41 protein-coding genes, 1 tRNA gene and 1 pseudogene are annotated in these 24,819 nt (G+C 41.4%); 6 read left to right on the top strand and 37 right to left on the bottom strand.

Going from position 1 to position 24,819, the window contains the following annotated elements:
* Positions 1-10: 10 nt before the first annotated feature.
* The 32 genes from FXV78_RS11020 to FXV78_RS10875 all read right to left on the bottom strand — a co-directional run bounded on the left by FXV78_RS11020 (position 11) and on the right by FXV78_RS10875 (position 17,244).
* Positions 11-562, bottom strand: coding sequence for a phage scaffolding protein (locus FXV78_RS11020; RefSeq protein WP_039959735.1), 552 nt, complete (start codon positions 560-562; stop codon positions 11-13).
* Positions 563-818: 256 nt separating this feature from the next.
* Positions 819-914, bottom strand: a complete 96-nt coding sequence (locus tag FXV78_RS18455; RefSeq protein ID WP_266451159.1) for a CD1375 family protein — start codon at positions 912-914, stop codon at positions 819-821.
* A gap of 3 nt (positions 915-917) precedes the next feature.
* Entirely contained in the window at positions 918-1,205 is a 288-nt protein-coding gene (locus FXV78_RS11015) for a hypothetical protein (protein WP_004843152.1), read from the bottom strand.
* 1 nt (position 1,206) lies between these two features.
* Entirely contained in the window at positions 1,207-2,715 is a 1,509-nt protein-coding gene (locus tag FXV78_RS11010) for a hypothetical protein (protein WP_004843151.1), read from the bottom strand.
* On the bottom strand, positions 2,700-2,981 hold the full coding sequence (locus tag FXV78_RS11005) for a hypothetical protein (protein ID WP_004843150.1): 282 nt from the start codon (positions 2,979-2,981) through the stop codon (positions 2,700-2,702). Before FXV78_RS11005 ends, FXV78_RS11010 begins: the two co-directional genes overlap by 16 nt.
* A complete protein-coding gene (locus FXV78_RS11000) occupies positions 2,978-4,180 on the bottom strand; it encodes a phage minor capsid protein (protein ID WP_004843149.1) in 1,203 nt (400 codons plus the stop codon). Before FXV78_RS11000 ends, FXV78_RS11005 begins: the two co-directional genes overlap by 4 nt.
* Positions 4,181-5,533, bottom strand: a complete 1,353-nt coding sequence (locus FXV78_RS10995; RefSeq protein ID WP_004843148.1) for a hypothetical protein — start codon at positions 5,531-5,533, stop codon at positions 4,181-4,183.
* On the bottom strand, positions 5,526-6,854 hold the full coding sequence (locus FXV78_RS10990) for a terminase large subunit domain-containing protein (RefSeq protein WP_004843147.1): 1,329 nt from the start codon (positions 6,852-6,854) through the stop codon (positions 5,526-5,528). The genes FXV78_RS10995 and FXV78_RS10990 overlap by 8 nt, the downstream gene beginning before the upstream one ends.
* Complete coding sequence (locus FXV78_RS10985) at positions 6,829-7,326, bottom strand: transposase (protein ID WP_039959750.1); 498 nt, start codon at positions 7,324-7,326, stop codon at positions 6,829-6,831. Before FXV78_RS10985 ends, FXV78_RS10990 begins: the two co-directional genes overlap by 26 nt.
* A 17-nt stretch (positions 7,327-7,343) precedes the next feature.
* Positions 7,344-7,706, bottom strand: coding sequence for a hypothetical protein (locus FXV78_RS10980; protein ID WP_004843145.1), 363 nt, complete (start codon positions 7,704-7,706; stop codon positions 7,344-7,346).
* Positions 7,696-8,334 (bottom strand): DUF4417 domain-containing protein, encoded by a 639-nt coding sequence (locus FXV78_RS10975; RefSeq protein WP_039959733.1) that lies wholly within the window; start codon positions 8,332-8,334, stop codon positions 7,696-7,698. The genes FXV78_RS10980 and FXV78_RS10975 overlap by 11 nt, the downstream gene beginning before the upstream one ends.
* A 151-nt stretch (positions 8,335-8,485) precedes the next feature.
* Positions 8,486-8,558, bottom strand: a tRNA-Asn gene (locus tag FXV78_RS10970).
* Between the two features lie 352 nt (positions 8,559-8,910).
* Positions 8,911-9,324, bottom strand: coding sequence for a sigma factor-like helix-turn-helix DNA-binding protein (locus FXV78_RS10965; RefSeq protein ID WP_039959732.1), 414 nt, complete (start codon positions 9,322-9,324; stop codon positions 8,911-8,913).
* A gap of 1 nt (position 9,325) precedes the next feature.
* A complete protein-coding gene (locus FXV78_RS10960; RefSeq protein WP_004843141.1) occupies positions 9,326-9,550 on the bottom strand; it encodes a hypothetical protein in 225 nt (74 codons plus the stop codon).
* Positions 9,547-10,137, bottom strand: a complete 591-nt coding sequence (locus tag FXV78_RS10955; RefSeq protein WP_105084813.1) for a hypothetical protein — start codon at positions 10,135-10,137, stop codon at positions 9,547-9,549. Before FXV78_RS10955 ends, FXV78_RS10960 begins: the two co-directional genes overlap by 4 nt.
* Before the next feature lie 5 nt (positions 10,138-10,142).
* Entirely contained in the window at positions 10,143-10,334 is a 192-nt protein-coding gene (locus FXV78_RS10950; protein WP_004843139.1) for a hypothetical protein, read from the bottom strand.
* 1 nt (position 10,335) lies between these two features.
* Positions 10,336-10,536, bottom strand: a complete 201-nt coding sequence (locus FXV78_RS10945) for a Lar family restriction alleviation protein (RefSeq protein ID WP_004843138.1) — start codon at positions 10,534-10,536, stop codon at positions 10,336-10,338.
* Complete coding sequence (locus FXV78_RS10940; RefSeq protein ID WP_004843137.1) at positions 10,533-10,721, bottom strand: hypothetical protein; 189 nt, start codon at positions 10,719-10,721, stop codon at positions 10,533-10,535. The genes FXV78_RS10945 and FXV78_RS10940 overlap by 4 nt, the downstream gene beginning before the upstream one ends.
* Positions 10,721-11,167: a YopX family protein gene (locus FXV78_RS10935; RefSeq protein ID WP_004843136.1), complete on the bottom strand. Its 447-nt coding sequence runs from the start codon at positions 11,165-11,167 to the stop codon at positions 10,721-10,723. Before FXV78_RS10935 ends, FXV78_RS10940 begins: the two co-directional genes overlap by 1 nt.
* Entirely contained in the window at positions 11,145-11,327 is a 183-nt protein-coding gene (locus FXV78_RS10930) for a hypothetical protein (RefSeq protein WP_004843135.1), read from the bottom strand. Before FXV78_RS10930 ends, FXV78_RS10935 begins: the two co-directional genes overlap by 23 nt.
* Before the next feature lie 4 nt (positions 11,328-11,331).
* Complete coding sequence (locus FXV78_RS10925; RefSeq protein ID WP_004843134.1) at positions 11,332-12,153, bottom strand: phage replisome organizer N-terminal domain-containing protein; 822 nt, start codon at positions 12,151-12,153, stop codon at positions 11,332-11,334.
* Positions 12,153-12,563: a RusA family crossover junction endodeoxyribonuclease gene (locus FXV78_RS10920; protein WP_004843133.1), complete on the bottom strand. Its 411-nt coding sequence runs from the start codon at positions 12,561-12,563 to the stop codon at positions 12,153-12,155. The genes FXV78_RS10925 and FXV78_RS10920 overlap by 1 nt, the downstream gene beginning before the upstream one ends.
* 113 nt (positions 12,564-12,676) lie before the next feature.
* Complete coding sequence (locus FXV78_RS10915; protein ID WP_004843132.1) at positions 12,677-13,057, bottom strand: hypothetical protein; 381 nt, start codon at positions 13,055-13,057, stop codon at positions 12,677-12,679.
* Positions 13,054-13,593, bottom strand: a complete 540-nt coding sequence (locus FXV78_RS10910) for a NinB/YbcN family protein (RefSeq protein ID WP_004843131.1) — start codon at positions 13,591-13,593, stop codon at positions 13,054-13,056. Before FXV78_RS10910 ends, FXV78_RS10915 begins: the two co-directional genes overlap by 4 nt.
* Positions 13,590-14,132, bottom strand: a complete 543-nt coding sequence (locus tag FXV78_RS10905) for a hypothetical protein (protein WP_004843130.1) — start codon at positions 14,130-14,132, stop codon at positions 13,590-13,592. Before FXV78_RS10905 ends, FXV78_RS10910 begins: the two co-directional genes overlap by 4 nt.
* Positions 14,133-14,141: 9 nt before the next feature.
* Positions 14,142-14,606, bottom strand: coding sequence for a siphovirus Gp157 family protein (locus FXV78_RS10900; protein WP_004843129.1), 465 nt, complete (start codon positions 14,604-14,606; stop codon positions 14,142-14,144).
* Positions 14,607-14,731: 125 nt separating this feature from the next.
* Positions 14,732-14,995 (bottom strand): hypothetical protein, encoded by a 264-nt coding sequence (locus FXV78_RS10895; RefSeq protein ID WP_004843127.1) that lies wholly within the window; start codon positions 14,993-14,995, stop codon positions 14,732-14,734.
* An 11-nt stretch (positions 14,996-15,006) separates the two neighbouring features.
* Positions 15,007-15,663, bottom strand: a complete 657-nt coding sequence (locus FXV78_RS10890; protein WP_004843126.1) for an LbetaH domain-containing protein — start codon at positions 15,661-15,663, stop codon at positions 15,007-15,009.
* Positions 15,664-15,749: 86 nt separating this feature from the next.
* A complete protein-coding gene (locus FXV78_RS10885; protein WP_004843125.1) occupies positions 15,750-15,938 on the bottom strand; it encodes a hypothetical protein in 189 nt (62 codons plus the stop codon).
* The gene (locus FXV78_RS10880; RefSeq protein WP_004843123.1) at positions 15,928-16,113 is read right to left on the bottom strand and encodes a hypothetical protein; all 186 of its coding nucleotides are present in this window, start codon (positions 16,111-16,113) and stop codon (positions 15,928-15,930) included. The genes FXV78_RS10885 and FXV78_RS10880 overlap by 11 nt, the downstream gene beginning before the upstream one ends.
* A 188-nt stretch (positions 16,114-16,301) precedes the next feature.
* Positions 16,302-16,460, bottom strand: a complete 159-nt coding sequence (locus FXV78_RS17935) for a hypothetical protein (RefSeq protein ID WP_004843119.1) — start codon at positions 16,458-16,460, stop codon at positions 16,302-16,304.
* Between the two features lie 10 nt (positions 16,461-16,470).
* On the bottom strand, positions 16,471-17,244 hold the full coding sequence (locus FXV78_RS10875; protein WP_004843118.1) for a phage antirepressor KilAC domain-containing protein: 774 nt from the start codon (positions 17,242-17,244) through the stop codon (positions 16,471-16,473).
* A 126-nt stretch (positions 17,245-17,370) separates the two neighbouring features.
* Here FXV78_RS10875 and FXV78_RS10870 point away from each other — a divergent pair, with 126 nt between their 5' ends.
* Positions 17,371-17,598, top strand: a complete 228-nt coding sequence (locus FXV78_RS10870) for a hypothetical protein (protein ID WP_039959730.1) — start codon at positions 17,371-17,373, stop codon at positions 17,596-17,598.
* Here the strand turns inward: FXV78_RS10870 and FXV78_RS10865 are convergent.
* Together FXV78_RS10865 and FXV78_RS10860 are read right to left on the bottom strand one after the other, a co-directional pair.
* The gene (locus FXV78_RS10865) at positions 17,568-17,924 is read right to left on the bottom strand and encodes a hypothetical protein (RefSeq protein ID WP_004843117.1); all 357 of its coding nucleotides are present in this window, start codon (positions 17,922-17,924) and stop codon (positions 17,568-17,570) included. The genes FXV78_RS10870 and FXV78_RS10865 overlap by 31 nt on opposite strands.
* Positions 17,925-17,942: 18 nt before the next feature.
* Positions 17,943-18,218, bottom strand: coding sequence for a hypothetical protein (locus FXV78_RS10860; protein WP_039959728.1), 276 nt, complete (start codon positions 18,216-18,218; stop codon positions 17,943-17,945).
* 169 nt (positions 18,219-18,387) lie between these two features.
* On the opposite strand from FXV78_RS10860, the gene FXV78_RS10855 reads away from it, so the two are divergent.
* Positions 18,388-18,780, top strand: coding sequence for a helix-turn-helix domain-containing protein (locus tag FXV78_RS10855; protein ID WP_004843115.1), 393 nt, complete (start codon positions 18,388-18,390; stop codon positions 18,778-18,780).
* A 303-nt stretch (positions 18,781-19,083) separates the two neighbouring features.
* Here the strand turns inward: FXV78_RS10855 and FXV78_RS18855 are convergent, their stop codons facing one another.
* Complete coding sequence (locus tag FXV78_RS18855; RefSeq protein WP_233447415.1) at positions 19,084-19,257, bottom strand: helix-turn-helix domain-containing protein; 174 nt, start codon at positions 19,255-19,257, stop codon at positions 19,084-19,086.
* A 157-nt stretch (positions 19,258-19,414) separates the two neighbouring features.
* Here FXV78_RS18855 and FXV78_RS10845 point away from each other — a divergent pair, with 157 nt between their 5' ends.
* The 4 genes and pseudogenes from FXV78_RS10845 to FXV78_RS10830 all read left to right on the top strand — a co-directional run bounded on the left by FXV78_RS10845 (position 19,415) and on the right by FXV78_RS10830 (position 23,375).
* Positions 19,415-20,440, top strand: a complete 1,026-nt coding sequence (locus FXV78_RS10845; RefSeq protein ID WP_004843111.1) for a DUF4236 domain-containing protein — start codon at positions 19,415-19,417, stop codon at positions 20,438-20,440.
* Entirely contained in the window at positions 20,406-22,013 is a 1,608-nt protein-coding gene (locus tag FXV78_RS10840; protein WP_004843109.1) for a recombinase family protein, read from the top strand. Before FXV78_RS10845 ends, FXV78_RS10840 begins: the two co-directional genes overlap by 35 nt.
* A 28-nt stretch (positions 22,014-22,041) precedes the next feature.
* Positions 22,042-22,839, top strand: a pseudogene (locus FXV78_RS10835) (ABC transporter substrate-binding protein); the annotation flags it as partial.
* Between the two features lie 230 nt (positions 22,840-23,069).
* Positions 23,070-23,375, top strand: coding sequence for a hypothetical protein (locus FXV78_RS10830; RefSeq protein ID WP_004843107.1), 306 nt, complete (start codon positions 23,070-23,072; stop codon positions 23,373-23,375).
* A 263-nt stretch (positions 23,376-23,638) separates the two neighbouring features.
* Here the strand turns inward: FXV78_RS10830 and FXV78_RS10825 are convergent, their stop codons facing one another.
* Together FXV78_RS10825 and FXV78_RS10820 are read right to left on the bottom strand one after the other, a co-directional pair.
* Positions 23,639-24,391, bottom strand: coding sequence for a DUF975 family protein (locus tag FXV78_RS10825; RefSeq protein WP_004843105.1), 753 nt, complete (start codon positions 24,389-24,391; stop codon positions 23,639-23,641).
* 76 nt (positions 24,392-24,467) lie between these two features.
* Complete coding sequence (locus FXV78_RS10820) at positions 24,468-24,815, bottom strand: winged helix-turn-helix domain-containing protein (protein WP_004843104.1); 348 nt, start codon at positions 24,813-24,815, stop codon at positions 24,468-24,470.
* Between the last annotated feature and the right edge of the window lie 4 nt (positions 24,816-24,819).

The following is a 24,819-nucleotide window of genomic DNA, read 5'->3' as shown; positions in this document are numbered from 1 at the left end:
TCTTTCAAAATTATTTTTCTGCCGGAAGCCCCATGGCCGCTCTGATTGCTGACATATTATCTCCGCCAACATCAGCACCGCCTCCTGTTGCTCCGACTGCGTTCATGAATGGTTCATTAGAACCAAATAAATAAGCATCAGATTCCTTTACGGTTTCCAATGCTTTCTTGATGTCCTCAGACTGGTTTTTCGATCCTTTCAAAGCGTCAATATCAAGCATAGCCATGACCGCTTTTTCATTGCGTCCCCCGGCTGTCTTGATTGCTTCTTTGATCGTGTCGGAAAAGATGCGATCTGCTTCTTTGGCGGCATACTCAGCATCCTTGTCTTTCAGCTGCTGATTCAGCTTATCAATTTCTCCCTGCATAGCTGTTGGGTCAACATCTTTAAACTTTTCCAAAGATTCCGTTGTGGTCTCAAGCTGACTCTTATAATTGTCACGCTCCCCCTCTGCTTTGGTAGTCTTCGCCTTTTCAGCGGCAATGTCTTTCCCGTTCTCTGCCATGATTTTATCAATGACATCCTGCTCCAATCCAAGTCCTTTTAAAAATTCTGTTTTCATGTTTCCATTCTCCTTTCGCATTAGGTTGTTTAAGGTGTGTAACCATCCACCACGAATTGACTGTTTAAGGTCTCATCTACTGACCAAAAAGGCATAAAAATAACACATATCTCTATGTGCTAATGTCTTACCTATTCAATTTTTCCGCACTTTACACAACGCCTAACATATCCCTTTGTAGCCTTGTTGTAGTGCTTGCAATACTTGTGTTTGCAGAATCTCTGCTTTAACCATTTGAACATATCTACTCCTAAACCTAAAGTAACGCCTGTACCTGTTCTTTTAAGCTCTCCGGTACATCATCAATTGTCAAGTGTCCGCCTTTGATTCTGTTTGCCAAAAACTGTGCCATAATTTACACCCCCGCTTCCATTGTTGCAAGAATAAGTTCCTGAACCGCCTGATCTGTGACTTCCTGCGCCGCCTGCGTTGCTTTCAAGTCTTTCTGCAATTTCCCGTAGGCGCTCATACCGTCATCCACTGCTTCATATTCTTTGATTACGTTTTCTTCTGTCTCTGTGTATCCAACAAAGACAAGATTGCTGAATCCCTCTGGTTTCTCTTCCTTGAGCGGCTTATAGCCTTCCTTTTTGATGGAGCTGATTCTTACAGTTCCGTTTTCCATTATTTTTGCATAGTTCATATTACTTCTCCTTTCGGTATGTTACTTTAATATCGGGGTCAAGCTCCCCTCCGTCCGCTGTGATGACTGTGGTAGGGTAGTAGGTTTTTAATGCTCGGATAGCGTTTTGTTCGGATTGTGGTAGGGGGACGAATTCGGTTTCCTCAGTTTTGTAAACCATTGTTAATGGGTTATTTTCCATCCACTTAATAAACTCTTCTTTTGTCGCAATATCCGTATTAAAATACTGTGATTGCATACTTGGTTGATCAGAGTAGCGGTATAATTCTCCGGTATTATACGATCCATCCACATTTTTAAATTGCTTACAATAAGATGTTTGATAACCTTTTATCTTTTTTATGTTGGTTACAGTATACGTATACACACCATTACTGTGGTTTTTATAAAGTTTAAAACCATACGGGAACAAATCTGTCCGGGATGGTCGTATGTCTGTATCGATTGCCGACTGATACAACCACCCAATCTCTCCGCCCTGCTCCACGAGCTTATCCCATTTTGTAATAGGGCGGTCGGAAGTTAAAACAACCGACTCTTTCTCAGTATACGGAGAACTTATATCAACTTTTTTAATAAAGTCATATGCAACATAAGCATTATCGGTATTAAGAATCTTAGCATTAACTCCTTGGTACAAAAATAATCCATCTACGGTCACAGTGAATGTATAACCTCTATATAATGAGTTCGGCAATCTACAGATACCGCTTACAACGCCAGTGCTGCTAATCGGATATCCTCTGGAATTATAATAAGCATAAAGTTGTCCAGAATTAGCAAATGTTCTTTCTTCATTCAATATACCTGCATTCACAACAGCAGATTTTACATCAATATAAATTCTATACGTTTTACCTTTTTCTAATGGAAGAGGTCTTATTTTGTCGGCATATGAACCTTTTTGCAAATAGCCACAGTTACTTACCTTCACATCCACTTCATACTTCTGCTTCTCATCATTCCACTTTCCGACACTCTTGATTTCCTGCGGATATTCTGGGCTTGTGGATGGTTTACCGCCTGTATAGGGTTCGTAGGAATCCAACTCAGTCTCCTCCCTAATCATCGGTAGAATTTCTAGCGGGTTTTCTGTTTCTATTCTGACCTCAATAGTTTCTTCTTTATCAATTTTAAAATTAAACTTGTTAGTAGCAGTCCATCCATTCGTAATGTTGCTTTTGTCTTCGTGTAATATATACAAGTTCTTTGACGTTTTTGAGCTATATACATAGTTTCCAATCTGCAATTTGAGATTTGTCTTGCTTTTTCCCTCTGCATAGATCGAAAATTTGTCCGGAAGCAAATTCTTCCCAGTAGTCTGCACCTGCTCCGTCTTCCCACCAAGCTCCAACCTCTCAAGCGGTGCATCCAAGCTGTTCGGAAGTACCAGCATCCCTGTACCCTCTAGCTCTACCCTGTCATAATTCGGTGGCTGTGGAGTGGAGACTCCTAGAGGGCAGATCATATCCACTCCTATGATTCCTGTTCCATCTACCATTTTAAGCATTGTACTTCTACTCCTTTTTCTGAGGTTGCTGTGGGGATGATCTGGACGATGTTGCTCTTTCCACCACCGTAGGAACCGTACTGCAATACCTGTGCGGTCTGTGCCGGAATCAGTACGCTTTGTTCTTTTGTTGCGTCCCTTTCCAGAGATGCGTAAATATCACCATCCGTAAAATTCTTAACCAGAAATTCGGATGATGCTGTCTCAAATTCAAAAATCAATGTTTCTTCCGCTGTCGGCTGTCTGATTACTTTTACTTTACTCATTTCCTAAACCTCCTAAATCGTTTTGGTACGGGTGCCACTCTGCCGCGCATATCGTAATAGATGCGCTCTCTTTCTTGTTGTAGACCCATTTTCTTGCAAAATCTGGTGTATTCTCCCAGTTGTCCTTGATACTTTGCTTTCGCAAGCATCACATCGTCTGGATCAGCTCCGCCCTGTTTTAGTAGCACAGCCTTTTCTCTCTGTGCCCTCATAGCGGTTTCCATTTTCCTCTGTTGCTGTCTGGCTTCGTATAAGGTGTATTCCTTGCCGTTAAACGTCTTAGGTATACTTTCCTTTCGGTTCTGCTCTGCAAGCCAAGAATCAGACCAATTCCGCTCCGAGACGCCTTTCACAAACGGGTAATATTCGTGATAGCAGTTCGCTCCAAGCAGTCCAGTGACTGTTCCAAGACCACATACCGTAACAAGTTGTTCCTTTGACCAGACCTTCCCTTGCCAGACAGCGTGTGATGGTCTCGCTCCGGCGTGCCACGCGACTTCGTAATGCTCTGTCCCAAGCTTATCGGCGTTCATTTCTGATATTTTCCCGGTAAGCTGTGACACACCCGTCATAACCGCTCTCCTTGCCGCCACATCTACCCTGCTATGCCACCCAGAAGCGTAGTCAATGCTTCTGAGTCCGCTTTTTGTGAGTTGAGTAACCACCTTGCGAATCATGGTATTGTAGTCAAACGTGCCGTATACAACCCCTGTAATAGCTTGGTCGAGATATCCTTGGTAGATGTCGGACAATGGAGTCATAACGAGCCTACCGCCGCCATAATCCACATAAAATCCCATGGACTTTGTGACGTTCCGCAGATCATCATTGCTCTGCCGGATGAATCCATCTGTAAGCTGTTGCAACTCCTTATTATCCTCGTAGGGGATATATTCTGCATTGACCTGCTCGTAGATGTCTTTATTACGGACATATTCCCAGTCGATTACCTTGTCGTACAGCTCAAACACTTCCGGATAGGACAGGTTTAGAGCAGTTTTAATCATCTTTTCGATGTCCTCAGAAGAGTACCCAATAATCTGTAGTCGGTTAATCTGCCAGTCGGCTGTGCTTGTGATTTTTCCCGCTTTTTTAATCCGGCGAACAATGTCCTCGAGAATCATCTGTTCCAAATCAAGAAAATGCTTCTCGATCTGTCCGGATAGCTGCTTTTTGTAGTCTTCCCTCAATTGGTTCACCTACTCCATTACTTCGATCTGCTCTGGCAACATCTTTTTCGCTGTGGCTTCGTCCTCGTTGTACCACTTCATGCGGTATTCCAAATGCGACATCACTCCCATACTCACGTCCTGTCTGTCCTGCTGACGCTCTGTTTCCTCATCGGTCAGTATGGAATCGTTGAATTTGCAAGAGAACTCATATCCCGAATTAAGCATACTGTTGTAGAATGCAAGCCCTGCGGCAAAGTCCTCTAAGCAATCGTATAAGTTGTTCTGGATCGCCGTCACTCGGTTGTACTTGCGGTTCTTTGATGCTTTAATTTCCGTGGCTGTTTTCGCTACTTCCTGCGCATCTGACAGGTCTCCATAAGCAAGACCTACAGAAAACTCGATCTCTCGCTTGTATTCCTCCAACCCGCGCTTAAAGGCTTCGTCCCTCATTTCTGGGGAGTATTCCTTTAATAATTCTTGGTCTTTCCCGACATCCAGATTCATTCCACGGTACAGCTTGTTTTTGAGTTTCGGAAGTCCAAACTTCCCGGTTGCCTTATCTTGCTTAAGTGCTCTATTATCCACATGGATAGCACGCTCTCCAGATTCGTATTCCCAATCAAGTCTTGCTCCCTGTGTATCCGCTTTCCGAATCAGTTCAGCGGCAGATTCGTACACTGATACACCACATGCGGAACCATCTATTTTATTTTTGATTGGATTACGGTAATACCCAAAGTCCATACGGTTCATTCCTGGGTATGTAATCGGTCCAGGTAGGATATTCTCCCATTCTTCCACCGCTTCTAGGCTGCATGGAAGACCGATATCATTCGCTGTCTGAGAATGGAAACACTTGTTTTCTATGGTCAGATTCCCGCCAATGAAATAGTGCCGTTCAAGCCTCGTGAAATAATCAGCGTCCCCAACCTTTTTTACGGTCAGAAATGCAATATCATTCGGCTTTCCATCATCCCCAAAACTGATCGGTATGATCTTGTCGGCTGAGATAAATTCGGCAGCCGATTCTCCCAGTGGTTTCAAAACGAATGACCCAAGCGCAAGGCCTTCCTGTAGGTTCTCATTCAGACTCGTGATATTCTTCTGATAGATCTTGTCCAGACGTTCATTACTTACATTGGTTTCCATTTCCACAAGTGCACAGTCTGCAAACTCTCGGCAGATTCCATCTTCAATCCCGAGGGAAACAATGCTGTCAGAGATCCAATCTGCATCACCATTTAACATCTGTCTCCATCTGTTGATTGCATCTATCATGTCGTTGGATAGTGCGATATCCTTGCCGATAATCTGTTTTAATGTTGTATACCCAAACATCCTCATGATTCCTTTCCAAAGTCTTTTAATCCCATCAAACATTTTCCACCTCTTCAATTAGGTATTTCATGTCGCGTTCGATCGTGTACTCAAACGCATCCAAGCTGTCAATGTCAGTGCTGCCATCGTCCAAGCGTTCGTCTTTGTCCTTTACTTCTTTGTCCCACACTGCATCAGAAAGAGCCGTTTGCAAACTTTCGCAATCGCTCGTAATAAAAAACCGCCCAGCCCCCATGAGCTTGACGGTGCATCTGATTCTGTCGTTAATTGGTCTTTTCTTTGCTGGTTTGACAGCGATCCACGGAAATTCTTTTTCTACTGCATTTCGAATGGAATTACCGAGGACTGTTTCTGCATTATCCCAAAATACGGATTCTACGTTGCAATACTGTACATAATCTCCACTTTTCACGCATACCGAATATTGTTCTATTACTTCTCGGATAAATTCGCAAAACAACTCATTCAACCTATTGCTGTCGATGTCTTCTTTTTCATCTTTCGCCGTAATTCTACGGGATTTTAGCGCAATTACATCTCTGTAATTATCCGTATATCCTCTGGCAACGAATGAGTGGCCGGATTGATTACCGCCAAAATCCAAGCCGATCTCGATTGATGTGATATCTTCCTTTCGGAACTGCTTATACTCTGAGTCTGGAGAGAACTCATCCACAATTTCGCATTTGAACGCTTCTGGGTTGTCCGCAAACCGCTTGTAGATCGCCCCGTCAGCTCGTTTCCACAAGCCAAGGATGAGGCGGTCATAATAGATTGTACCATCATATTCCTTACAGAGTTGCTTAACAAATTCTGGATCCAGAAATGGATTATCAAATATCGTGTACTTTTGGAGATAGATGTCCAGCTCTACATTGTCGATGAACTCTTTGAGCCAGTGCGTCGGATGTTCCGGGTTGCAAGCTCCATCAAAGCAGGAGTACGTCTTATCGAGACGGGATTTAAGCATCTGGAACACCTCTTTGTTCCATTTTGCGATCTCATCACCATAGCAGTACTTAATGGACGCTCCCTGTATCTTTGCAACCTGACTGACCTTTTCCGCTCCGAGACAATAGACATCCTCTCCGCATACTCTTGCCACATTCCGGTTGTTAATGTTCCCGATCAGATCGCTGGTATAGATCTCTCTCATCGGTTGGAGCACGTTTCGCTCTATGGATTCTTTGGAGACACCCATGATTACATTTAAGCCGGGAAGTCCAGCTCTCTCTCGGATTCTTTTAGGCACGATATAAGCAGTATCAACAAAAGACTTTCCAGAACGAACCGCTCCGGACTTGATATTCCATCTATGAGTTGCGTTTATGATGTATTCATTCTGTTTTTTGCTTAGCTGCATTGTCATGCATTCCTTTCAAGATTTCATCCAGCTTTTCAATTGCTGTTCTGTCCTCGTATTCCTGCTTATCTCTCCACTTGTCTGGTTTCCGGTTCTTGAGCCAGAAAATCTGCGCTGTTGTATCTCCCGGTATATATACCTCATCCGTTGCTTGTACAAGTTTCTCTTTTTCGCATAATTTCCCATGCTCATCGTAATACTTCTCTTTTACCTTGAAAGTTTTTCTTACTTCATGAGTGCCGCCGAGTGCCCTTTCAAACAAAGAATTTTCTACTTGCCTGTCAGCAACATCCTTATTCTTTTTTAGGACTGCCGAAAGTGCCGAATACTTATCCCTCCACGTTCTAAATGTCGAATAAGCAACCCCCATATTCTGAGCAATCTGCTCATCCGTTAGACCATCTCTAGCCCATCCCTCTATTTTTAGCAAGCCTTCCGGCTCTAGCCATTCCTGATATTTACCTTTCGCCATCCGACTCACCTCTTTCATTATTTTTTATTCTTCTTGTTCATGTTTTGTATAGTCCATCTATTCGCCATATCGTTGATATTTTTAGAACTTATTGTGCTTCTGATATCTATTACTTGTGAAGCACTCGTAAATGTATTAAGTTTCTGCTTAATTTCTTGCCCTATCTTTTTGTAGTTATTTGCCATTTCTTTCGAATGCGCATTTTGTCCGCGTATTCCTGTGGTGTTTATTCTTATATTGTTATTAACAGTCCTGAAAGCACTATCAACAATTTCCTTCGCCCACGCTTTTTGTTTTTCGCTTCCGCTCAATTTACTTGTATCAAACGACATTCCGCCGCCTTTTCTGCTTAGCCCGCTCGAGCTTCCTCTACCACCCATTACATTTCACCTCGTTGAATTTATCTGCAAATGCTTTTACTCTAACAATATTCCCCATACACACATCCGGTATTTGTCCATAAAAAATAATGGTCTCCGGCTGAAGCCTTGTAACCATTTCTTTGTATCCGTCAATAAATAACTTCTTGCTATCTTTATTCTTCATGCATCCAACACTTGATACAGCTACTGTTCCACCTTCTGGCTCTCCGTCAAAGCACCAGTTAAACGACTCTTTATCACTCCATGCGATTGTAGGGATTACTTTAATACCCGTCATTTGCATGTAAGCGCCACACCAGTGTTTTCGGTAATGGTTGTAGATCTGGATTGCTTTCGGATAATCTGAATACAAACTAAAATCCGGTGCGAGCACATACTCAAACTCTTGAAGCATCGGAATATACGCATCGATATTTGACCACAATCTTACGAATTGATAGTCATCCACAAAAAAATGAACTGCTTTTCCTTTTCTGTTTTTGATAGTTTTAGCAGCATTAAAAGGGATGAACTGACAATCTCCATGAAATTCTTGCGGGAAAATTACTGGAATATCATAATCTCCGCTCCCTTCCATTATTGCTTTTTGTAGATTTTCATAATTTCTTAGGTTTGTATATTTCATTTTCCCCTCCAAACAAAAAGCACCCATCTCTGGATGCCAAGAATTTAGGACTACTGCTCGAAAGAATTACAAATGCCAACAAAAACCAAAATAACCAAATACACAATCAAAATTTATAAGAAAAAGGAGGAAACCTTGCAGTAGTCCGCAACGGGTATAGCAGGACTCGAACCTACGACACATCGGTTAACAGCCGATTGCTCTGCCAACTGAGCTATACACCCATAGGATGCCCTTTATCGACATCCTTTACCCTATCCGCACTCGGGTACGCTGATTACACTAAATATAGATTGCTGAATCTATTTTTGTTTGTTTTGCAGATCTGCGGATATCTGCGTTTTGTGATATCACTCGTAGCACTTCCACGGCATTCCGGATTTTTAATATTTACCATGATATGCTACTAAACCGTGCGCGGGGTTCGAACCCGCTTGTCCCAACTGACCACGGCATAAAAACACCGCCAGACAAGAAAGGGTAAAAGTCCGGCGGTGTTCTGAATGTTTGGAAAGATTGTTTTAGAACAATATACAATCGTTCTAGGATAATTATAGCATAAGTAAAATATAAATGCTATAAATCTTTAAGCTGTGCGCTTATAATCTGCGATACTCGCGCCTGGGTATATCCAATTTCATCTGCGACTTTTTGCTGGGTTTTCCCCTCAAGATAGTGCAACTCAAATATCTCTTTAATCTCCGGATCATCAATCCCATTTATGTAGTCTTCGACTTCTTCTTGCTCTTTCAGGATCCGCAGCCTGTCCGCTTCTTTTCGCCTAATCTGCTGTCTTACATTCTCGTCTTCGTAAGGATCATACATCTGGACTGATGTTCGCACTTCCGTGTATGGGAAATCTGCACTGGATCCAGTTACTTTCCCCATAACAACAGTTGGTTCCCGTTCGCAGAGTTCTTGTATCTGGTTCTCAATCCGGATAAGTCTATCTTTGTTTGGTTTGTACTTTTTCAGTGTTTTCTTGTCCACCTTAATCACCTCCCGGAATCGGTTCTTTGATGTTATGCTTTTCTGCAATGTATTCCAGAGTGTCCTTATTCGCCCTCTCACCGCCTTTAAAGTCGCAGGCAAAGGCTTTATGCCCCTTTTGCTTTAAAGCTGTCTCACAGGGCTTTCTCGTTGCCATCTTGTATGCTTCTATCTTTCTCACGGGGTCTGCTGTCTCCCTTCTGTGTTTCATGGTTTCTCTGGTCATGCCGTCACCTCAATTTCCTCTCCTGTCAGTTCTTCCAACTTCTGTCGCATTTCTTCCACTGTCATTTTCTTTGGTTCTTTGCGCTCCCAGATGAGTTCAAGGTTGTGGTCTTCCATGATACTGCTAATTTTTCCCATGCATTTAATCTTATATACCCTAACTATTTCTAAACCGCTTGCCACATTTTTTAAGTTTTCGTTATAGTCTCCCAAATCCGAATATCCATCTTCGCCAATCAAAAAGCCGCCTATAACAAGTCTTTTCCCGAAATAGTTATCATTATATTCGACCACCATTCCGTCTTTTAAATCTGACTTGGTAAATTCTTTGTCCATGTAATCACTCCATTCTAAGATTTTATAATTGTACTTTTCCGCAAAATCACGAGTCGAATATTCTCCGTTTCCGTAATAACACGTTCCTTCGTTGCGCATATAATTTGTATTTTTCAAATAACTTTTTCCGTTACACCACTTCATCCTATGTTTGTGCATCTGCTTGCAGAAGTCTTTCGCTTCCTCTTCTGTCTTACAGTGTACTGCAATCTTATTATCTGCATCCTTAAATTCTTCCCAGTTAAATCTCATCTTTTTTACCTCCATAATTTCCGCACTATCCAGTCCAAAAACACCACAAACGGCACAAGTGGAAAAAATAGTGCCATTAAATAGTCAATCGGTTCCAGCTCTACATCCTCTTCCAATCCTGTCTTTAAAGTAATCACGGTTCCCAGTCCCAATATGTAGTAAAGGGTCAGGAATGCGATTGTGATTAAAATGTCCATGTTATTCCTCCTGCCTATTATTCCATCCTTGCCTTGCTGCATCCTGTGCAATCATCTTGTCATCCCACCACGCCTTAATTGCCGCATAAGGCCCAGATGCTCCGCAAGCACCGCACACTACCCTATATCCTTTGCCTCCCATTCTCCGGATTCTGACTCTTCTGTCACGGCATCCGCAAAATGGACACGCTTTAATTTTCATTCCGCATTCTCCTTATCCACATACTTCTCCACAATATCTACTGCACAAGTCAGCCCATAAATATAGCTTTCCAGTTCTTCTGCTGTTTTGCTCGCTCCATGTCTTTTCTTTTCTTCCTTTAAGGTTTCGTAGGCGTCATTTTTCATGGATTCGATTTCTTCCACGATTTTCTCTAATGCGTTCATCACTCCACCTCCAACAGCTCTGGATTATCAAAGATATTTCCGATAACTTCCGTTCTATTTGGATTCCGATTATATTTAAAAACATCGTTATTGGTGCATTTTTTATTTCCTCGTCCACATACTGCCCATGATCCCCTCCATTCGCTCCAAAACACAGCACCTACACGATATTTTATCTCTTCGCCATCTTTTAAAAACGGACTTCCATCATAGTCATAACTATATCTGAGAATATCATTCTCCCAGATCTTCTTATCGTTTTTGTCGGTAAGTCCGGTGTACTGGCATAAAGTACTTGGAGCAATCTCGCATTTTAGTAATATATCTGGTAATTCTTTGCTAATTTTGTGTATTTCCACTTTTCCAGAAGGATATGCAACAACATACCCTTCCACCCATTCTCCATTGTCTTTTCTCTTTGCTTTAAAAAGGATTTCTCTGCTCATCTTCCTTTCCTCCGTTCTGTCGCATCTGCTCAATGTAAATATCTGTAGCACACCTTACAATTTCCGGTTTCATTCCATCGTAAACAGTTCCTTGTGTAAAATGTTTGTCACACGATCTTTTAATCATGTATAGGATATCTTCAAATGTTTGTTTTTTCATTCTTTCACTCTCCTGTTCCACATTCCCCTACCGGCGGTTTTGTTGGTTTTATATTTTTATTCTTATAATTCCCATCCAGAATCTTTGCCATATTCGTGTCATTCATCATCCAGTCAAAGGTTGCTGACCAATTCCGGTTATTTTCGCCTTTTAGAAAGTCGCTTTCTTCTGCGATCTCAAATACTCTTTGAATGTCATCAATGGAATATTTTCTTAATCTTGCTTTAATTGCCCGTTTTCTTTTTTCAGACAATCGTGTTAAGCGAGGGAATGACACGCAAGTGGCATTATACATATCAGCTATTTGCTGATAATCCACTCTATTACCTCTTATATCTCTTTCTTTATCTATATCTTTATCTTCTTCTTTATCTTTATCTGTAGCGTGACTTCCCAAATTTGTCACACTTGTGTCACGTGACATTTCCGTGACACACTCAATTTTTTGTTTTTCCCTCTGTTTTTGCTTCCTAATCCGGTTCTGCTCCCTTATTTTTTCAAGCGCTTCTGCGTTCTGGTGTTCCTCCCATCCGGGGATCGAGAAAAATCCATTGTCCATCACGATCATTTCAAGCTGCTCCAGTGATTGTAAGGCTAATTTCACGGTATTCTCTTCAAAGTCCAGCTCATCTGCCAGCATTTTAGGCGTGTACGGGATGTTTTGCGTTAAAAATACCATTCCATTACTATTACACCGACCAGCCATCGTGAGTAGCATTACCCAGATCAGGACGATATTGTTCCCGTCCGGTAATTTCCGCAGATGCTTGATTTTGCGATTATCAAACATATCTGTTGTGATCTTGATCCACTTAACCTCTGCCATTACTCATCCTCCGCAATATAGACCACCACGCAAGGCTCATCAGAATACACTTTTTCGATTTCCAGACTTGTCACCTGCTTATCGTCCGTATATGCAACTCCATTCAGTCCATCTAAAATGATTTTTGCGATATTATCTAAGTCCGGCTTTTTATTCGGCTTTATTTCGCCTTTTAAAGCTTTCTCCTTATTCTTCTTAGACCAGCTCTCGGGAATCGGAAATTTCGCCAAAATTCGGACTCTCAGAGGGATGTCCGTGTAAAGCACGCCTATACTCTGCTTGTAAATCCTTGCAACTTCCTTTTCGTACTTTTTATTTTCTGGTGGCGTATATGTAATGACTTTAAATCCGGCTCTGCGGAATCTCGGTCTTGCTTTTCCAACCGGTTTGCCCGGAATTGTAATTACCATTTATTCTCCTTTCTGCTCCCGGAATTACCGGGAGACAATGAATCTGGCTTACTTAAGGTATTTGTGACGTACTGTGCAGCAGCCATGAACGGGTTACAATTTATAGCGAAAGGTTACCCTTTGCTAACATAGTGAAATTCTTGTCGGAACTGCTCTTCTGTTCCGTAGTGCTGCAAATAATACTCTTTGCAGCGTTTTCTTAAGTATCGGTCAACTTTTGATGCATTCTCCCCTGCCCTTGTTCCGTTTGGATGCAGGTCTGGTCTCAATGGAGCGATAAAACCATAATCCTCCGAAAGCTCAATTTCTTTCGATGTGTGGCTGAAAATGTGATGCCTCTCCACTCCGTAAGCTCTGGTGTACATGCAGTGATCCATATCTTCTGTAAATATGCTCCACAGCTTCTTTGGTCTGCCGGATGCTCTTTGATGACCTTTTTTCTTTTTCTTGCACTTTGGCTTAGGGAATGCCATGTCACTGTAATCAATGCTCATAGTTCAATTCCCCATTTCTGCTTAAGCTCTTCTTTTTCATCTGGTGTCAGCAGATCTGCATCCGGTATACCGACCTCTCTGCAATCTTCCAACACACCCTTGATGAGCCGGCTCATTTCCTTGCTGTTGTACTTGCTTGAGCCTTTAAAACACTGCAAAGTGTGCAGCGTCTCCACTCTTCCCTGCAGGTCTTTTACTTCCTGTGCTCCACGATCTATCACAATCCGGAACACTGACTGTGCCAGATAGATGTCTTTTTCCCGGAGCGGTATGTACTCAAAAGCGCCGTGGGATTTTAATTCATTTAGGTACGCTTGCCACCTAGTGATGTCCAACTTTTCCGCTAATTTATCCAGCAACACCCACAAATAAGAGTTTGCGTCAAGGCTTCTCTTTGCTCTGTACGGCTTTATTTCAAGCGTTAATTTCTCATAATCTTTCAGTTCATCGTAGGCTTGTCGGAAGTCCTCTACGGATTCGAATAGGATAGTGTGGCAATCTATCAAACGGCCTTTTAATTTTCCTGTAAATTTCATTTTTTCTCCCTGTTATCAGCAACAAAAACTCTGACTTTTCCACCATTTTTAAGTAATTTAACAATGGAAATTGCGGAAATACAGCGATTTTCATCATATAATATTTTTTCCACCGAAAACTTGTCGTAGCACGTTAAAACATCATTTCCTCTCTGATCTTTCCTGCCAGAAGCTTTTATTTCGCACCAGTCAGATGGAATCCAGATAAATGGGGCAGTATACAACTCTCTCCCAATTCCCCAATTAAAGCAAGCTCTCTTAAAGCTGTCAGATGCAAGACCCTTTTCTTTTTCGGTAAAGCTTTCTGTTCCCGTGTCTTCTTTTGGAACCCAGATGCCTTTATCGTTATCCCATATACTCACGGTGCAGTTTGCGTTGTCTCTGCTGTGTTCTCTTTTCCAATTTAACTTTCCTACAGTTTCATCCAAGATATTCATGTCGCACCTTGCGTCTTTATATAGTAGCAGCGATATCCCATTACTCTTCACCGTTGCGATACGGCATTCAATCTCATTCGCTTTTAATGTCCTAAATTCCATATTTCCACCCTACCGAATCTGAATATTATTATTCTGCACCAATACAACGCCAGAGAGTTCAACCCCATCTTTCAGGGCTTTTTTCACCTTGGTCTTGTCCACTTCTGGATCAGTGAACTTCAAGTATTCTTCATCCAGCTTTGAAACGTCTTGCACTTCTACACTCTCTGATTTTCGATAAGAAATGCTGACTCTTGGTGTCTTAAATTTTTCACCACATAAATAACCAGACAGGTATTCTTTCAAGTTTCTTGCCTTGTTTTCACATGTTTTCTGGCGGTCAGCCAGTTTGTTTTTCTCTGCCTTGATTGCTTCTGCATCAGATAAGAGGTTTTTGATCCAGAGAGCAATTCCCTCTACCTTTTTATCAAAATCCATCTGCAACTGTGCCAGCTTTTCCGGGTCGATAATCTCTCCTGTTTCCTGATCTACACAATTTAAAATCTCTTCGTCAATCTCGTATAATGTTGCCACTTGTTATTTCCTCCATAAAATCACAATAATTCTGATAGTGCCTTTTGCGCACCCTAAAATATCTGTCTTTTTCAGCCGCTTCTTGATCTGTTATTTCTTCCAGTTCTTCTGTATATCCGCACATATTATTTACCCACCATATCTACTGCTTTTTCCAGTAATACTTTTGCCAAAACGATTGCATCATCTAGTTGCTTATCTGTTGCAATCCCGTCAAACAAATCGTAATTTCCATCAGCAACAAATCCGTTTTCTTGTGCGCATAAAAATATTCTGCTACCGTAATTCGAAAATTCAACGCTTACGTACGGATACCCGTTCTCACCTATTCCACGCTCGTGGATATCAAGAACTAAGTCCAAAAGTTTATGCATTTTCTTTCTATCCATTGCTTATCCTCCTACTCATCCTTGGGAAATCTAAACTCCATCAAATCTGCTAACATCAAATATTCCTTTGCAGTCCGGCTGTCTCCGTGCCGTTCTTTCACCTTTTCTCTAAATTCATTAAGTGTTCCGTAAAAACATCCACATCTCACGCTGATTCCGCCGTCTTTCGTGCGGAAAAATGTTGTCGTCCTATTTTCTGACCCGAAACAGCTTGTAGCAGAATAATCGCGGCAGTTTTGAACCCAAGCGTTACCGCATACCCAAGCGTCACCGTATACCTGAGCGTCACCGCATACCCAAGCGTTACCGTATACCCAAGCGTTACCGTATACCCAAGCGTTACCGTATACCCAAGCGTTACCGTATACCCGAGCGTCACCGTATACCCGAGCGTCACCGTATACCTGAGCGTTACCGTATACCCAAGCGTTACCGCATACCCGAGCGTCACCGTATACCTGAGCGTCACCGCATACCCAAGCGTCACCGGATACCTGAGCGTTACCGTATACCCAAGCGTTACCGGACTGATCAAGGTTCTCTTCTTTCTCTACAAGGCCACCCAATTCTCCTTCTTTTACGTCACCAAACGACACAAGAGCCTTGATTCTAAAGAGCTTCTTTCCTAAAAAAGTTACAAATTCTCTGGTTAATTCAAATTTTTTCATTTACATTTCTCTCCTTTTCGTCTACAATTTAAATGATTTAATTTCTTGAGTGCTCGAGGGTTGCCGCCCTGTGACAGCACTCTTTTTTAATACCCGACTGCTAGATACCACGCCAGCATCACCAAGATAAACCCGATCACTGCCACTCCAGCTCTGATCCAGTAAGGCTTGTCCTTTTCTTCTGGCAGCTCTACGGAGACTGACCGGATATCCCAACTGTTTAAAGCGTTGGGCTGTTGAGTAGTCTGGCAATGGTAAGTTCCTTTAATTTCCATGTTCTTCCTCCTTTAATTTCACGGATTTTCTTCCTTGATACTCCAGTTCCCTGCAGTAATTGTTTAAACAGGCGATTGCGTGCAACTTTTGCTCCTCAGAATACCAACCAAGCCTTTCTGTGGATTCCAGTGTCTGGATAAATTTCTCGATCTTGTTTACTGTTAGCCTTTTCATAGCTTGTCCTCCCTTCTACCGCCTAGGCGGTTTCCTCTTCTGTCCTCTTTTCGAGTGTGTAATCAATTTTCACATGTTCCTGTTCTTCGATAAGAGATATCAACACTTGCATGATTTTTTCCATATCTGGCTTCATAAAATCACCTCTCTACTATGTATGCTGGATGGATTGTCCGAGATATGTTGTCCTAGTTATTCTCTTTTTCATCTACTGCATCCATGTCAGATCTCGCCTTTAAAATATCTATACTATTTTTAGCGAGCATAAATCCCTGCGGATCATTTTCTGCCAGATGCTTTGCCTTTCTTACCATTTCTGCAATTTCTTTTTTATCTTTATCGCTCATGCGTACCTCCTTATGCTGCGTTCAGCTCAATTACTGGATAGATGCCGTTTTTCTTAAGCTCCTCGTATAAAAACAAGCGCCCTTTCTGTGTCCACTGCGTCTGCATTGTTACATCCGGATCTCCGTTGCTCCTTGTAATATCGATTGTTTTACTATGCACATAGCCGCAATTCTGATATTTTGAGTAGAGCACCCACTGTTTATTAACCTTGTACTGGATTTTCATATCGTTCAGAATCCGGTTAAATCGCACCGCTGACATTCCATAGTCTTTGGCGATCTGCGTAGTTGCTACCAACGATTTTGATTCCAGAATATGGTCAACATAGTTCGCTTTTGGTGTCATTTCCTCGATCAATTTCTGCTGTTCCACAACCTGCCCTCCGAGGAATTTGCACCTGTCTTTTAGGCTGTCAATGGTCTTTCCTGCCGTCTTTAAGGCTCTTGCCATTACCTGTTCTGGTGTGTTCCATGCTTTTTCGAGGTCAATTAATCTTTGTCTGCATTCTCTCCCTTTGTCAGTTCTGCTCATTAGGCAGATGTGCTTTGCCATGTCTACTGACAAATCAAAATCTTCAACCTCTCTCTGTACTTCTCTTCCACCCTCGATCTGAACTCGTACTTTCAGGTACGGGTTGGAGAAATCCTCATTCTCAATAAATCCTTGCGAATTCTTTTCGAACCATTCGGAAAATCTTTTTCTGATCCCAAGAGCCTTATGAAGATCTCTGGCAGATACGGTTGGTTCGCTACCGTCTGTGTTGATTGCAAATAATTCATTCAATACCTTTTACCTCCTATTTTTATTGCCGTCGTAACCTCCGTGGCGGGATTGCTTTCTTTTCGTTTATCTCCTATACTGTAAATACAGGGCACTGCCATGCCTGAGTATTACGAAAGGAGCGATTTTATGAGACGTTGTAATTCACCTTTTAACGGAAAGCAATTTGTTTTAAACAAAAACACTGGAGAAATTCACGATCTAGACCGCGAAACACCGCAATGTCAAATCGATGAAATAAAACCAGAACATGTTTTTAACTGCGACACTTATACAGAAGCTGTGATTTTTGCTTCCATGCTTGCTGTAAACAGAAACGGCTGTGCTTACTGCATGCCTGAAAAGAATAGAGGATAATCACTTTCTTGAGCTGCTTCTAATGTATGTCGCAGCTCTTCCTCTGAAATTTCCTTTTTTAAAGCCTCTTCCAGCTTTTCAGGCGTTTTAAATTCTTCCGCCAACGCAATGATCATCTCACTGAATTCTCGTTCAGCACTAATCGCTTTTAAAAGTTCGAAATTATTTACAACCCCTTTTCTCTTTCGATTTAAAAATCTTTCTACGAATTGCCATCCTTGCGTTTCTTTCAATTCTTCCCACTCTTTTTCGGGAAGCTCAAAAGATATTGCTGCGATGGATTCTCCTTTTAAAAATGTTTTGCGTGTGCAAAAAATTTCATGCATCTCTTCACTCCTCCTTCCTTATATTCTGTCCTCTGCATTTCCGGGCTCGGAACCGGCTTCGGCTGCATTACAGTGCCAGAATGCGTCCGGCGGTTTATCAGAGCTGTTGTCATTTTCTTCAAGCCCAAGATCAATCAACATATCATTGAATTGATTGGAAATCTTTAAAATAAATTTTGTTAAAATAATAAGAGATTTCACATTCCCGCGATCTGATATCTTCCTGTGAGCTGATAGCAGATTTTTTATAACTGTCTTTCTAATGTAAAATCCAAATTCTTCTTTTGTTTTCATTTCCATTTCCTCACTTTCGGTTTGTTTGTGTTGTTGTTTTGTTGTTGTACGACTATTGTACGTCGGTTAATCAACTTTGTCAATACCTTTTTGTTGATTTTTTCAACATTTTTTAATTGACATTTATCTCTCTGTAGTTTATAATCTACATTGAATAGGAGGTGTGCCAATGAATGAGCGCATAAAAGAGCTGCGCAAGACAATAGGAATAACGCAGCAAGAACTTGCTGATAAACTTGGATTAAAAAGAAATACGATTGCTACATATGAAATAGGAAAAGCAATTCCGAGTGATAGAGTTATTTCTGATTTATGCAATAAATACAGCGTGAACGAAGAGTGGTTAAGATCCGGAAATGGAGAAATGTTTAAACAGCCATCTGATGAAGTAGGCCACTACGTAGAAGACTTGCTTGAATACGACGGCGTCGGAAATCCTTTTTACGATATTATTATAGAAATGATGAAGAAATATCAGGAAATGGATGAGAAGTCAAAACTTGTTATAAGAGAGTATTTTAAAAGCGTAGGATCTGGATTGAATAAAAAAGGGGAAGACTAAAGTCTCCCTCTTCGCTCCAGATACCTATGTAATATCGAAACAAGCTGCCGGATGATTTTATAATCATTACCGTTGAGCTTGGATAACAAGATATTTAATTCGTCCATCGTGAGTCCCTCCTAACTACAAAAACACTCGTTCGAAATCCCTGAACATATAATACTATCTCAGGGGACAAAAATCAATATTTTGTTCGAACATTTGTTCTATTATTTTGTGGCAATGTTTTGCCCTCTATTAAATAAACAGTTAAAATTCGGGAAACTTACGCGAAAATGGACAATCGTCCCAGATGTGGGACACTTATTGATATGGAGAGTCGATAAGGTCGGAAATTCGGACTTTTAAGCCCTTGGCAAGCAATTCCAGCGTGTCAGCTGTCGGCGATATTTTACCATTTGCAATGCGGTTAATCGTTGATTTTGATATTCCAGTTGCAATGGATACTTGCCGAGTAGATAGGTTTTTATCGTGCATGATCTTATCGAGTAGTATTTTCATAGTGTAATTATTGTAGTATATTCCAAATCTGGAAACTACAGGTAAATAATGGTAATGATATAACCGCTTCGGCGTTTATATATAAATTGCGGGAAAAGTACAGGAGAGAAAAAGAAGGTGAATTAAGAAAGGAATGGGATTTCGTTTCAGAAAAAGTTTTAAAATTGCTCCCGGTATAAAGTTTAATCTTAACAAGAATAGCCATAGCTTCACGTTTGGTGGAAAAGGAATTCACTACACTGTTAATTCTGATGGAAAACGGACAAAAAGCTTTGGAATTCCAGGGAGCGGACTGTATTACACAGAAACCAAAAACGGAAAAACTAAAGAAAAAAAGGGGAAAACAATGAGTAAAGCATCGAATAAGAGTGGTGGTGGATGCCTTAGTGTTATTGCATTGCTGATAATGCTCTCTATTGCACTTGTAGTGTATTCTTTTTTATGGATACCAGCGATACCGGCATTGATATACTGTGTTGTATCCAAAAAATTCCGGCCATACAGGATCAGGAATACTGTGATATGCTCGATTGTGTTTGCAACATCTCTAATTATCTTTATATGGCTTGGATCTCCGTCTGAATTGAACTCTATATCTGCAGAGTGGGGGAAAGAAGAATTTAATATCGGAGATGTAACGGAGGTGAAAATTACTCCAAGCCCGTCGGACGCAAAAATCGAAAGCTTGGAATTATCCGAAAATAATATCGCAGATCTCGAATATAAGGACGGAAAAGCCGTCATTACATTTACGGGTTCTGGGAATGCATCACTATTTTTTACGGCGAATGGAGAAATTAAAAGCAGTTCGAAAACTATTACCGTTATAGATCCGGAAGAAGAAGCGAGAATAAAAGCCGAGGAAGAAGAACGGATTAGGTTGGAACAGGAAGCTCAAGCAGCTGAACAGGCGCGTATCGAGCAAGAACAGGCTGCGGCTGCTGAACAGGAAAGGATTGCACAAGAGCAAGCTGCAGCGCAAGCAGCACAAGAGCAGGCTGCACAGCAAAGCCAAGATGACCCCATCGTGTATATAACAAACACTGGGGCAAAGTATCATAGCGCTGGATGCAGAACTTTGAAATCTAAGATAGAAAAACATCTGTCTGAGGTACGCGGAGTTTATGAACCGTGCGGCATTTGCCATCCACCACAATAAAATAAAAACCGCCCCTGCGCCAACAGAGACGGTATACATATCCGAAGATATGCGATTGAAATCCACGAATATTGTATCATCTTCGGGGCAGTCACGCAAGCGGAACATATGTTTTGCGCTGGCTGTTATTTTTGTACCAATTTTAAATATATTTTACAAAAGGAGAGTGATGCAAATGCCAGAAAAAATACTGCGGTGTGCCATATACATCCGCGTCTCCACATTTGAGCAGAGCGTACATGGCAAGTCTCTGCAAGCACAGAAAGAATGCCTGGAGCAATACGCAACAGACAACAATATGTCTATAGTAGGTGTCTATGCGGACGAGGGAAAGACTGCCAGAAAAGAATTGAAGAAAAGAAAAGCCATACACGCTCTTGTAGAGGACGTAAAAAGGGATAAAATTGATGTGATAATTTTCTGGAGACTCGACAGATGGTTTCGAAATCTGTCAGATTTCTATAAGGTCCAGGATGTACTTGATGAGCATGGAGTGCGTTGGATCTCGGTTTCCGAGCCAGGAATAAACATGGAGACCAGAGACGGACGATTGCAGTTAAATGTAGTGCTGTCGATCGGTCAAAACGAAGTAGACACCACATCCGAGCGAATTAAATTTGTGAATGAAGCATCTATAAGACAGAAAAAGCTAATATTTGGAGATGCAAATATGCCTTTTGGTTATAAAACAGGTGTTGTAGATGGAAAGAAATGCATGGTTAAAGATTCGGAAACAGAACACATGGTGGAAGATTTTTTTGAATATTTTAGAAATCATAACTCCAAGAAGGGCGCTATCCGGTACATGCAGGAAACCTATGGAATTGATTTTAGCTATGGCATGTTACGGACGATGTTATCCAGCGAATTTTATAAAGGGACGTACAGAGGATACCCTTATTGTCCAGCATACCTGTCAGAAAAAGAATGGGATGAGATGCAAACTATATCGAAAAGAAATATTAAAAACACGCCGTCTGGTAGAATATACCTATTTACAGGTTTGATGCGCTGTCCTGTGTGCGGACAGAAATTAGTTGGCACCGGATGCTCATCAATTATCAACCGTAAAACCGGAGAAAAAAGAACATACTGCTACTACCGTTGCAACAGAGCGCTTATTGATCATATTTGCACGTATAGGCATAGGGTAAGCCAGAACCTTATCGAAAAATATCTGCTCGAAAATCTTGAAAGAGAGTACGAAAAGTATAAGGTCCGCACCAACCAGATCAGCGAAGAGTTAAAAAAGCAAAAGAAAGCGAAAGATCCGAAAAAGCTTAGAAAAGAAATGGAACGATTAAATTTGTTATTTCAAAAGGGGCGGATCTCTTTTGAATATTACGATACGGAATACAACCGGCTCGAAGAAGAATACGTGCATTCTTCCAACCCATGCCAACAAAAAGAAGAAGCTCGCAATACACGATACATAGAAGAATTGCTGCAAACTGATTTTCGGCAGATGTACAACTCTCTTTCGCTCGAAAACAGGCGTTCTTTTTGGCGATCCACAATACAGGAGATTTACCTAAATGATGACAATACGATTAAAGCTGTAGATTTTTTATAATCTGTTTTGTACTAAGTGTTTAGCCCCATTTGGAGCCGACAAAACGATGACTGCTGTACTTTCTGGTGAAGCAGATATCGGATTTATGGGGTCGGAAGCTTCCATTTACACGTATAACGAAGGCGCTTCTGACTTTGTTGTAAACTTTGCCCAGCTCACCCAGCGCGCAGGCAATTTTCTTGTTGCCAGAGAAGAGAGGCCCGATTTTGAGTGGACAGATTTAAAAGGAAGCACTGTACTTGGCGGACGAAAGGGCGGAATGCCGGAAATGGTTTTTGAATATATCTTAAAGCAACACGGTATGGATCCGAAAACCGATCTGAACATTGTACAAAACATTGATTTTGGTTCCACTGCCGCCGCATTCTCAGAAGGTCAGGCCGACTATACCGTAGAATTTGAACCCGGAGCCACATCCCTGGAAACAGGCCAGAAAGGATATGTGGTCGCTTCTCTCGGAACCGACAGCGGATACATTCCTTATACCGCTTTCAGTGCCCGCAAAAGCTATATCAGTGAACATTCAGATACTATTCAGGGATTTGTAAATGCCCTGCAAAAGGGAATGGACTACGTACAGACACATTCTCCGGAAGAGATTGCCAAAATCATTGAACCGCAATTCCCGGAAACAGACCTTTCCACGATCACAACCATCGTATCCCGCTATTATGAGCAGGATTCCTGGAAAGAAAATCTGATCTTTGAACGTGACAGCTTTGAACTGCTCCAGGATATCCTGGAAAGCGCCGGCGAGCTGAAGGCCCGCGCTCCTTATGAAAAACTGGTCACAACTGATTTTGCAGAAAATGCCGGACAAAATTAGTGCTTCACAATTTCTTTTGGTTTTATTAACATTAGATTCAAATTTATATCACATTTTTTACACAATTTCTTTTTATACTATAATTGTTCAAAAGAACAGAACACTTTTTCATAAACTTTTTCCCCCCTTTGAGTCACAGAAATGTGGCTCTTTCCTTTTGTCCTTTTATTCTTGCATCTTCTCTGATGCAGTGTTACTCTATAGTTAATAACTTTTCAGGAGGGAACACCATGATCGATAAGAAACTCATCCCTGTCAAAGGATTAAAAAAAGAACCCTTTTCAGGTTCTCATTTTGGAATGCGCTATTATTTTTGTGCTGACGATACAAAAGAAAACTTTCTCGTATTTGTATATCCGGAGCCATGGTCATTTGAAAAGACACCAGACGAACAAAAAACACAGAATACATTTCCCATGACCGAGGATGGAATGGATGCTGCGATTTCCTGGCTTTTGGAGCAGTACGATGCACGCAGGGATTTCTGGAACTCTGTTTCCAAAAACACGATGCATCTCGTCAATCAGACTTCCTAATTCTAAAAAATCTATAAGCTCCTTTTTATACTTTCATTACATTTAATTAAGATATTTTTTCACTTCTTGTCACATCTCATTCACAATTCACTGGTATTCTATATCTATCAACAAAAACAGAAGACGATGGCTGCACATGCAGCGCATCTGTGGTCATTGGACTTCGCCCAGATATTTATTTTTGACATTACCTAATTTTAGATAAATTTTCCCTTTTCTCAAGGCTGCACAGGATGAAAGTCCTGATGCAGCCCCTTTTCATATTACCGGATATATCCTTCCCGGTATGCCTTCTGTTTATTTGCCTCATACAGCTCTGCAAATACAGTCTCATAATAAGGTCTTACAAAAAATAATCCTGCCAGTCCAAATGAAATCTTTTCTAAAATAAACCAGCCGATAAATGAAAGATCTAATACGAATACATCCATTTTCTGCCCCATCATCATGCGGCGGCTGATCTGAAATGCCTCTTCTCTTGGCATTGTCGGATTCTCTGCCAGAATATATGGAATCATCCGATATTCATAGTGCTTGATAATCCCCGGCACGACAAGCAAAAGTGTCCAAAGTGCAGTATACAGATCTTTCAAAAAGATGGTCAATGCGATGTTTCCATAATTTCCACTCTGAAATCCGAAAAATATAGTTCCCGCAGACGGATTCTCTCTCCTGTTCTGAATAAAGAAACGAATGCCGCCTACATAGACCACGTTTCCCACAACAATCTTGATCAGAAGCAGTACCAATGCAATAAACAATGAAAAAACGGACCATAATACTCCAAACCAGTATCCCAACCCATCAAACAGACTTGACAACCAGCCCTGATATCCATAAGCAGGAAGAATATCGGTGTAATCTCTGATCTTCAACATGATCTCTTTTTTCGGTCCATCCGGTTCCATCATCAGCACAAGTGTCAAAATCAATGCCATGCCTACGCACATCCAGTAATTTTTATAAAAATTCATCTTTGCATTGTTTTTCAGCTGTCCTCTTGTCCAGTTCGGCATCTTTTTTCCTCCATTTCCGGCTCACTGTTTTGTTCTGTGGCCTGTTTTTTATTATACTTCTGAATGAAAGGAAAATCTACCGAATCCTTTGATATTCCGGAAAATACTTTTCAAAGCTCTTCTGCAGGCAGTCCCTTGTTTCTTTTTCCATCTGGCGATAGCGCTTCATCAGGGACTTTCCTTTTTCTGTCACCGTACATTTTCCACCGCTTTTTCCGCCGTGCCTGCGCTCCAACAACTCATAGCCCAGTTCTTTTTCTGCCCGGTTGATGATCTTCCAGCCTTTGCTGTAGGACATTCCCATTTCCCCGCAGGCATCCTTCATGGACTCCGTCACCAGAATGTGCTCCATCAAAATGACCAGTCCCGGTCCAAATACCAGATCTTCCTGATATATTTTAATTTTTAATGTCGGATGAAACATCTCT

The organism is Mediterraneibacter gnavus ATCC 29149 (assembly GCF_008121495.1).
Lineage (GTDB): Bacteria > Bacillota > Clostridia > Lachnospirales > Lachnospiraceae > Mediterraneibacter > Mediterraneibacter gnavus.
This window is presented reverse-complemented; position numbering and strand designations above follow the sequence as displayed.